Annotated in this window: 4 protein-coding genes; 1 reads left to right on the top strand and 3 read right to left on the bottom strand. The window is 55.0% G+C overall.

The genetic code is table 11. The annotated features are described in order from the left end of the window. Nucleotides 1–146 precede the first annotated feature (146 nt). Nucleotides 147–2087 (bottom strand): methyl-accepting chemotaxis protein, encoded by a 1941-nt coding sequence (locus NR201_RS22170; protein WP_163799892.1) that lies wholly within the window; start codon nt 2085–2087, stop codon nt 147–149. A 522-nt stretch (nt 2088–2609) separates the two neighbouring features. Between NR201_RS22170 and NR201_RS22165 the strand changes: the two genes are divergently transcribed. Further along, entirely contained in the window at nt 2610–3737 is a 1128-nt protein-coding gene (locus tag NR201_RS22165) for a Fic family protein (protein ID WP_256850179.1), read from the top strand. Nucleotides 3738–3805: 68 nt separating this feature from the next. Here the strand turns inward: NR201_RS22165 and NR201_RS22160 are convergent, their stop codons facing one another. Together NR201_RS22160 and bglF are read right to left on the bottom strand one after the other, a co-directional pair. After that, nucleotides 3806–5200: a glycoside hydrolase family 1 protein gene (locus NR201_RS22160; RefSeq protein ID WP_163641347.1), complete on the bottom strand. Its 1395-nt coding sequence runs from the start codon at nt 5198–5200 to the stop codon at nt 3806–3808. 12 nt (nt 5201–5212) lie between these two features. Then, nucleotides 5213–7075 carry a PTS beta-glucoside transporter subunit IIABC gene (gene bglF, locus NR201_RS22155; protein WP_256850178.1) on the bottom strand — a complete coding sequence of 621 codons (1863 nt, stop codon included), beginning with the start codon at nt 7073–7075 and terminating at the stop codon, nt 5213–5215. Nucleotides 7076–7205: the final 130 nt, after the last annotated feature.

Raw genomic sequence — 7205 nt, 5'->3', positions numbered from 1 at the left:
GCACTGCGGCTCGCTCGCCCGGAAAAAAAGCTGCCACGTTTGACCGTGACAGCCTTTACAAATCTAATCTTAACTGAGCAGCATTGCGCCAGCGGCGGGTTTTTTATTTTGTGAAGCAGAGTCTGGATCAGGAAACATACGCCTGCTTACGCCAGATGAAACTGCTCCACCGTCTGTGACAGCTGCTGCGCCTGATCTTCCAGCGAACTGGCGGCAGCCGACATCTGCTGCACCAGCGCGGCGTTCTGCTGGGTGACGCCATCCATTTCATTGACGGCAATCGTTACCTGACTGATGCCACGCGCCTGTTCGCTTGATGCTGTAACAATCTCACCGATAATCCCCTGCACCGAATTCACCGCCTGCATCATCTCCTGCATGGTTTTACCGGCATCGTTTACCAGCCGGACGCCACTCTCGACCCGCACGCTCGACTCTTCAATCAGTGCGCCGATCTCTTTCACCGCGTTCGCGCTGCGCTGGGCCAGATTACGCACTTCAGAAGCCACCACGGCAAAACCGCGTCCCTGCTCACCGGCGCGTGCAGCTTCTACAGCCGCGTTCAGCGCCAGAATATTGGTCTGGAAGGCGATACTGTTAATCATGGTGGTAATGTCGCCGATCTTTTTCGAACTGTCATCGATCTGCGCCATGGTCTGCACCACCTCACCCACCAGCGAGGCACCACGACTGGCGATGTGGGTAGCGTTTTCAGTCAGGCTGGTTGCCTGCTGCGCGTTATCGGCATTCAGGCGAATCGTGGCGCTGATCTGCTCCATGCTGGCTGCGGTCTGCTCCAGCGCGGCGGCCTGTTGTTCGGTGCGTGACGCCAGATTGAGGTTTCCGCTGGCAATTTCACCCGCTCCCTGGCGTACTGATTCACTGGAATCTTTAATCTGCCCGACAATCTGCCGGAGCTGGCTTTGCATGGTATCCAGGGCGAAAAAGAGGCTGCTGCGATCGCCGTTTTTCACCACAATCGCGTTATCCAGCTTGCCATCGGCGACGGCCAGCGCAATATGCGCCGCTTCAGCCGGCTCGCCACCAATCGGACGCAGCACTTTACGGCTGAACAGCATGCCCAGCACCGTCCCGACCAGCAGAACGCTCACGACCATCAGGATCACCGCCCACATCAGCTGCCGGTTTGAGGCGGCCATCACCTGACTGACCGGTGCCACCACGCCCAGATACCAGGGTTTGTCACTGTTACCTATCATCACCGGCTGCCAGGTGACTAAAGCGTCTTCACCCAGCACGGCATCAAATCGCTGGACGACTTTTGACGTAAAACCCTCTTTTTCGCCTTTCCAGGGCTTCCCGGCTTCATCTTTCACCGGCGAAGAGACCACATTCCCGCCGTGAGAAAGCAGCAGCGCATAGCCGCTTCCCTGCCAGGGTTTGATCTGATTCACTTTCTGTTGCAGTGATGCCAGTGAAATGTCAGAGGTAACGATCGCCTTTAAGGTGCCCTGATCGATAATCGCGGCGGCGACGGAGGTGAGCAATGTTGGCACGCCGTTATAGGCATAGCTATAGGGTTCGGTGAGCGTATCTTTTTGTGTTTTTTGCGGGATCAGATAGTAATCACCCTGACCCGGTGTCAGATAGGAGAGCAGCGGATGCATCGAGTAAGTACCTGATGCGTCACGATCGACAAAAAAGGCATAACGGCCCTGCGGTGCCTGACCCGGCTGTGAAGCGAACTCGGCATCACGGCCATCAAACGCATTCTGTTCAAATATCACTGACATCGACAGATAGTCAGGGTTAGCACGCAGCGCATACTCCATCACCTTATCGGCCGCTTTGCGATCGGTAATACCAACGTGGGGCAAGGCAATCAGACTTTGTCCAAGGTGACTCGCGACATCACGGGCATGGCTCAATTCCTGCTGTACCTGTAAGGCACGGCTCTGCGCAATCTGCTGCAGATATTGTTCGGCCAGCGCCTTCTGCTCTTTACCGGATTGCCAGCTGAGAACCCCAATCGTCACGGTAAATCCCAGCACTATCGTTAAACCACCCATGATCAGCATCTGGGCACGGGTACTCATTCTTTTCTTATGTGTTAACTGACTGACCATAGTGCTTCCCCTGAAATTTACCTGGCTCAATACCTCCTTGTAGTTATGGTGCTCCTGAGATCATCTATCGGCGGCGTTTTTTTGAACTTTAATGGCCATTTCCCCGCCGTGATGGGGGTCTCACAGCGCGTGATTACGGGAAGTTGATCGCAAAGGGATTATCGCGCTGTGAATGAACGGCCTTTTTTTGATCTGCAACAATACTGGCGCCCGCCATTACTGTCAGTTTATGTCAACAGTTGCTGTAGCCCCCTTATCGCAGTGGAGATAGAACAATGATCGGTAAATCAGGATTAGCTGTCGGGATGGTTGTCTGGCTGGCGTATGTCGCCTGGATCGTTCACTACTATTCAGACACCTTTATGCAGTTCTCCCGCTAAGCAAACAGGACCTTCGGGTCCTTTTTTTTGCCCTCACTTCAGCCGGGTTGGCCTGTGAGCCAAATATTCGCTATTATCGACTCATTGTGTGAGCCGAATAACCTTCTTTATTCGGCTCATCTACCCTTAGCGTGAGCCGATTATGAGCGTTACCTGGATCTGGCAACAGCCGGACTGGCCCCGTTTTCAGTGGCAGGACGCCGTGCTGTTACCGCGCCTGCGCCATCTGCAGCAGCAGCGTGGATTGCTGCTGGGCCGTGCCAGCCTGCATTCAGACAGTGAAACCCAGACGCTGGATACCCTGCTCAGCAATATCCTCTCCTCTTCCGCGATTGAAGAGGAGCGGGTCAACGTGCAATCGGTCCGCTCATCGCTGGCGCGTCGGTTAGGCGTGACGGAAGAGCAGCCCTATCCGGTCTCCGATCGTTCAGAAGGCCTGGCTGCCATGATGCTCGATGCCATCAACAACCGCAGCCAGCCGCTGACGCCTGAACGTCTCTGTCAGTGGCACCGCTGGCTTTTCCCTGCCGATGAGTGGACGGTGCAGCGCCTGAGCGTCGGCACGCTGCGCGGCAGTGAGCCGATGCAGGTCATCTCAGGTCGCATCGATCGTCCCACGGTGCATTTTGAAGCGCCGCCGCGACAGGGACTGGAGCCACAGCTGGCGCAGTTTATTGAGTGGTTCAACAGCAGTCAGCAAGATGTGATGCTGGACCCGTTGCTGCGCGCCGCCATCTGCCACCTCTGGTTTGTCACCCTGCACCCTTTTGATGATGGTAATGGTCGTATCACGCGTGCCTTAACCGATCTGGCGCTGGCGCAGGCCGACAGTCAGAGCATCCGGCTGTATGCCATGTCACCCGCCATTCTGACGCAGCGTGCCGGTTATTACCGCATCCTTGAGCAGACGCAGAAAGGCGGCCTGGATATCACCCACTGGCTGGTGTGGTTTCTTGATATCCTGGATGAGAGTCTGCAACAGGCGATGAACGTCATCGATCGCACTCAGATGAAAGCGCGTTTCTGGCTGCGGCATCAGGGGATGGGATTGAGCCCGGAACAGGTGAAAGTGCTGAACCGGCTGCTGGATGGCGGCGAGCAGGGTTTCGAACTGGGGATCAGCGCCAGCCAGTATCAGAAGGTCGCCAAAGTGAGTAAAGCCACCGCGACCCGTCATCTGACCGATCTGGTTGAAAAAGGCTGCCTTTACCGGCTTGAAGGCGGAGGCAGGAGTACCCGCTATCAGGTTAACTCCCGCGAGACGCCCTGAGCCAGGCTGTTTTAACTGCTAACCGGGCGTACATCGCGATCGTTGTGATGTACGCCTGAGTGCGGGAATTACTCTTTAAGTGAAGCCCCGTTGGTCGCAATGACCTCTTTATACCAGTAAAAGCTTTTCTTCCGGCTGCGGGCCAGCGAACCTTCACCAGTATCATCGCGGTCAACATAAATAAAACCGTAACGCTTAGACAATTCGGCTTTTGATGCGCTGACAAGATCGATAGGTCCCCAGCTGGTATAACCCATGACCTCCACGCCATCGTCAATCGCCTCACGCACCTGAACCAGATGATCGTTGAGGTAGCTGATGCGATAGTCATCCTGCACGACGCCCGTTGCATCCGGTATGTCTTTGGCGCCCAGTCCGTTCTCAACAATAAAAAGCGGCTTCTGATAACGATCCCACAGCAGATTCAGTAAGGTCCGCAAGCCCACCGGGTCAATCTGCCAGCCCCATTCAGAACTCTGCAGGTGAGGATTTGGCACCATACTCAGAATGTTACCCCGCATCTGCTGATTCAGTGCTTCATCGGCGGTCACGCAGCCGGACATGTAATAGCTGAACGAGATAAAATCGACGGTCGACTGGAGTATCTGACGATCGGTATCCGTGATATCCAGCTGAATATTATTCTCACGAAAGAACCGCAACATATAGCCCGGATAAACACCACGGCACTGAACATCGCCAAAAAATTGCCATTTCCGGTTCTCCTGCAGCGCTTCCAGCACATCATCAGGCTTACAACTGAGTGGATAGACCAGCCCTCCCAGCAGCATATTGCCAATGCTGGCATTCGGGTTAATCTCGCGACAGGCTTTCACCGCCAGCGCACTGGCGACCAGTTGATGATGAATTGCCTGATACACCTCAGCTTTGCTGCTGGTTCCCGGCAGACCCACACCGGTCATTGGCGCGTGAAGCGACATGTTAATTTCGTTAAAGGTCAGCCAGAGTCTGACTTTCTGCCGGTAGCGGGCAAACACCGTACGGGCATAATGCTCAAAGAAGCCAATCACCTGACGGTTACCCCAGCCACCATACTGCTTCACCAGGTGCCAGGGCATCTCATAATGTGACAATGTAACAAGTGGGGTGATGTGGTGTGCGGCCAGCTCGTCGAATAGCCGATCATAAAAGGCCAGACCGGCCTCATTAGGTTGTTGCTCGTCACCGTTCGGGAAGATGCGCGTCCAGGCGATGGAAACCCGCAAACAGCTGAACCCCATCTCTGCAAACAGCCTGATATCGTCCGGATAGCGGTGGTAAAAGTCGATCGCGATGTCTTTGAGGCTTTGGCTGCCCTCAACGCGCTCCGATACCGGGCCAAAGATTCCCTGTGGCTGAACGTCTGAGGTTGAGAGGCCTTTGCCCTCTTCCCGCCATGCGCCTTCAACCTGATTAGCGGCAACAGCACCGCCCCATAAAAATGAATCCGGGAAAGTTTTCATCCTGTTCTCCTTTTATTGACGAGTGACACTGAGTAAAGGCGTACCTGCAGTGACCGCAGTCCCTGCCATGGTCATCACCTCAGGATACTCATCGCTGTTAGTGATAATGATCGGTGTTGCCAGGTCATATCCGGCATCAAGAATGGCCTGACGATCGAACTCCAGCAGCAGATCGCCGGCCCTGAATGTGTCGCCCACTTGTACATGTGCCGTGAAAGGTTTGCCGTCGAGCCTGACGGTATCGATACCCACATGGATCAACAGCTCAATCCCGCTGTGACTCAGGAGTCCTATTGCGTGTCGGGTCTGAAACAGGGAGGCCACCTCGCCCGCAAAAGGCGCAATCACTTTGTTGTCGGAAGGGATGATGGCCACACCCTGTCCCAGCAGGCCACTGGCGAAGGTTGCATCGGGAATCTGACCAAGCCCCAGAACGGTGCCTGTCATCGGTGACAGAATGTCATCTTCGCCAGGGGTAATCGGGAGCGCTGCGTCTGGCGCCGTGTTTCGGGGCATGCCCGCTACCAGCGTCATGCCGCAACCCAGTATCAGCGCGAGTAGCGTCCCGGCAATACCGCCCCATAACGTGGAATCCACACCGCCAGGTGGGATCATCTGTGCGATGGTAAAGATGTTGGCAAAACCAAATGAATAAACGTGGGTGCTGCTGAGGCCGACAATGGCACCGCCAATAGCGCCCGCCACGCAGCCAAAGATAAAGGGACGGCGCAACGGCAGATTAACGCCATAGACAGCCGGTTCAGTGATACCAAAGATCCCTGCGGTCACGGATGAACCCGCCAGCATCTTCTGTCGTGCATCCCGACTGCGCAGAAACACCCCCAGCGCCGCACCAACCTGGCCCATGACAGCAGGCAACAGCATGGGCAGCATTGAGTCATGCCCCAGTACGGCAAGATTGTTGATCATCAGTGGCACCAGTCCCCAGTGCAAACCAAAAATCACACAGACCTGCCACAACGCGCCCAGGGCGGCGCCAGCCAGCCAGGGTGCCAGCGCATAAATCCACTGGTAGCCGTTCGCCAGTATCTGACTTAAGCCCGTGGCCAGTGGGCCAATCACCAGGAAGGTCAGCGGCACGGTGACGCTCAGGCAGATCAGTGGCGCAAAGAAGTTTTTCATGGAGGCGGGAAGTCGCCGGCTGCTCTGTTTTTCCAGCCAGCAACTTACCCAGGCAGCGAGAATAATCGGGATAACCGACGCACTGTAATTAAACCAGGTTACAGGGATGCCGAGAAACGCGTCCGTCATTTCACCTGACTGCTGGCTGGCATTAAAAGCTGCAATCATCGTCGGGTGGGTCAGCGCCCCACCAATCACCATGGTAATAAAGGGATTGCCGCCAAATTTCTTCCCGGCGGTGTAGCCCAGCACCAAAGGAAAGAAGAAAAACAGGGCATCACTGGCTGCAAACCAGATTTTATACGTTCCACTTTCAACAGAAAGCCAGCCACAGACCACGGCCAGCGCCAGTAAACCTTTTAGGATCCCGGAGGCGGCGAGAATGCCGATAAACGGGGTAAAAATGCCTGATACAATGTCGATCAGATGATTGAAAACATTACCCCCGGTCTTTTCCCCTTCTGTTGCTGCAGAAAGCTCATCAGCCAGCCCCGCTTCACTACGCACAGCCTGCCAGACATCATGAACGTGGTTGCCAATCACCACCTGAAACTGCCCGCCGCTTTCAACGACCATAATAACGTCCGGATTTTTCTTCAGTCCTTCAGCATCGGCTTTATGGTTGTCTTTCAGTTTGAAGCGTAACCGGGTGGCACAATGAACCAGACTAACGATGTTCTCCCGGCCACCAATATGGCTGAGGATATCCTGCGCCAGCGTGTGATATTCCATCTCGATTTCCTTACAACCGATGCCTGCGGACATCAGTTAACTGAGCCAAAAATGAAAAAAACCTGAGAACGTCCTCCTTTCAGAGGCCGCGCTCAGGTTTTGCCTGCGTAAAGCAGTAACAATCCGGTTT

Source organism: Pantoea sp. Fr-CA_6, from assembly GCF_024520895.1.
Taxonomy (GTDB): domain Bacteria; phylum Pseudomonadota; class Gammaproteobacteria; order Enterobacterales; family Enterobacteriaceae; genus Pantoea; species Pantoea agglomerans.
This window is presented reverse-complemented; position numbering and strand designations above follow the sequence as displayed.

What these genes read in the sequence shown, in the direction of transcription:
- NR201_RS22170 (WP_163799892.1), bottom strand. Translation starts at nt 2,087, where the DNA reads ATGGTCAGTCAGTTAACACATAAGAAAAGAATGAGTACCCGTGCCCAG.
- NR201_RS22165 (WP_256850179.1), top strand. Translation starts at nt 2,610, where the DNA reads ATGAGCGTTACCTGGATCTGGCAACAGCCGGACTGGCCCCGTTTTCAG.
- NR201_RS22160 (WP_163641347.1), bottom strand. Translation starts at nt 5,200, where the DNA reads ATGAAAACTTTCCCGGATTCATTTTTATGGGGCGGTGCTGTTGCCGCT.
- bglF (WP_256850178.1), bottom strand. Translation starts at nt 7,075, where the DNA reads ATGGAATATCACACGCTGGCGCAGGATATCCTCAGCCATATTGGTGGC.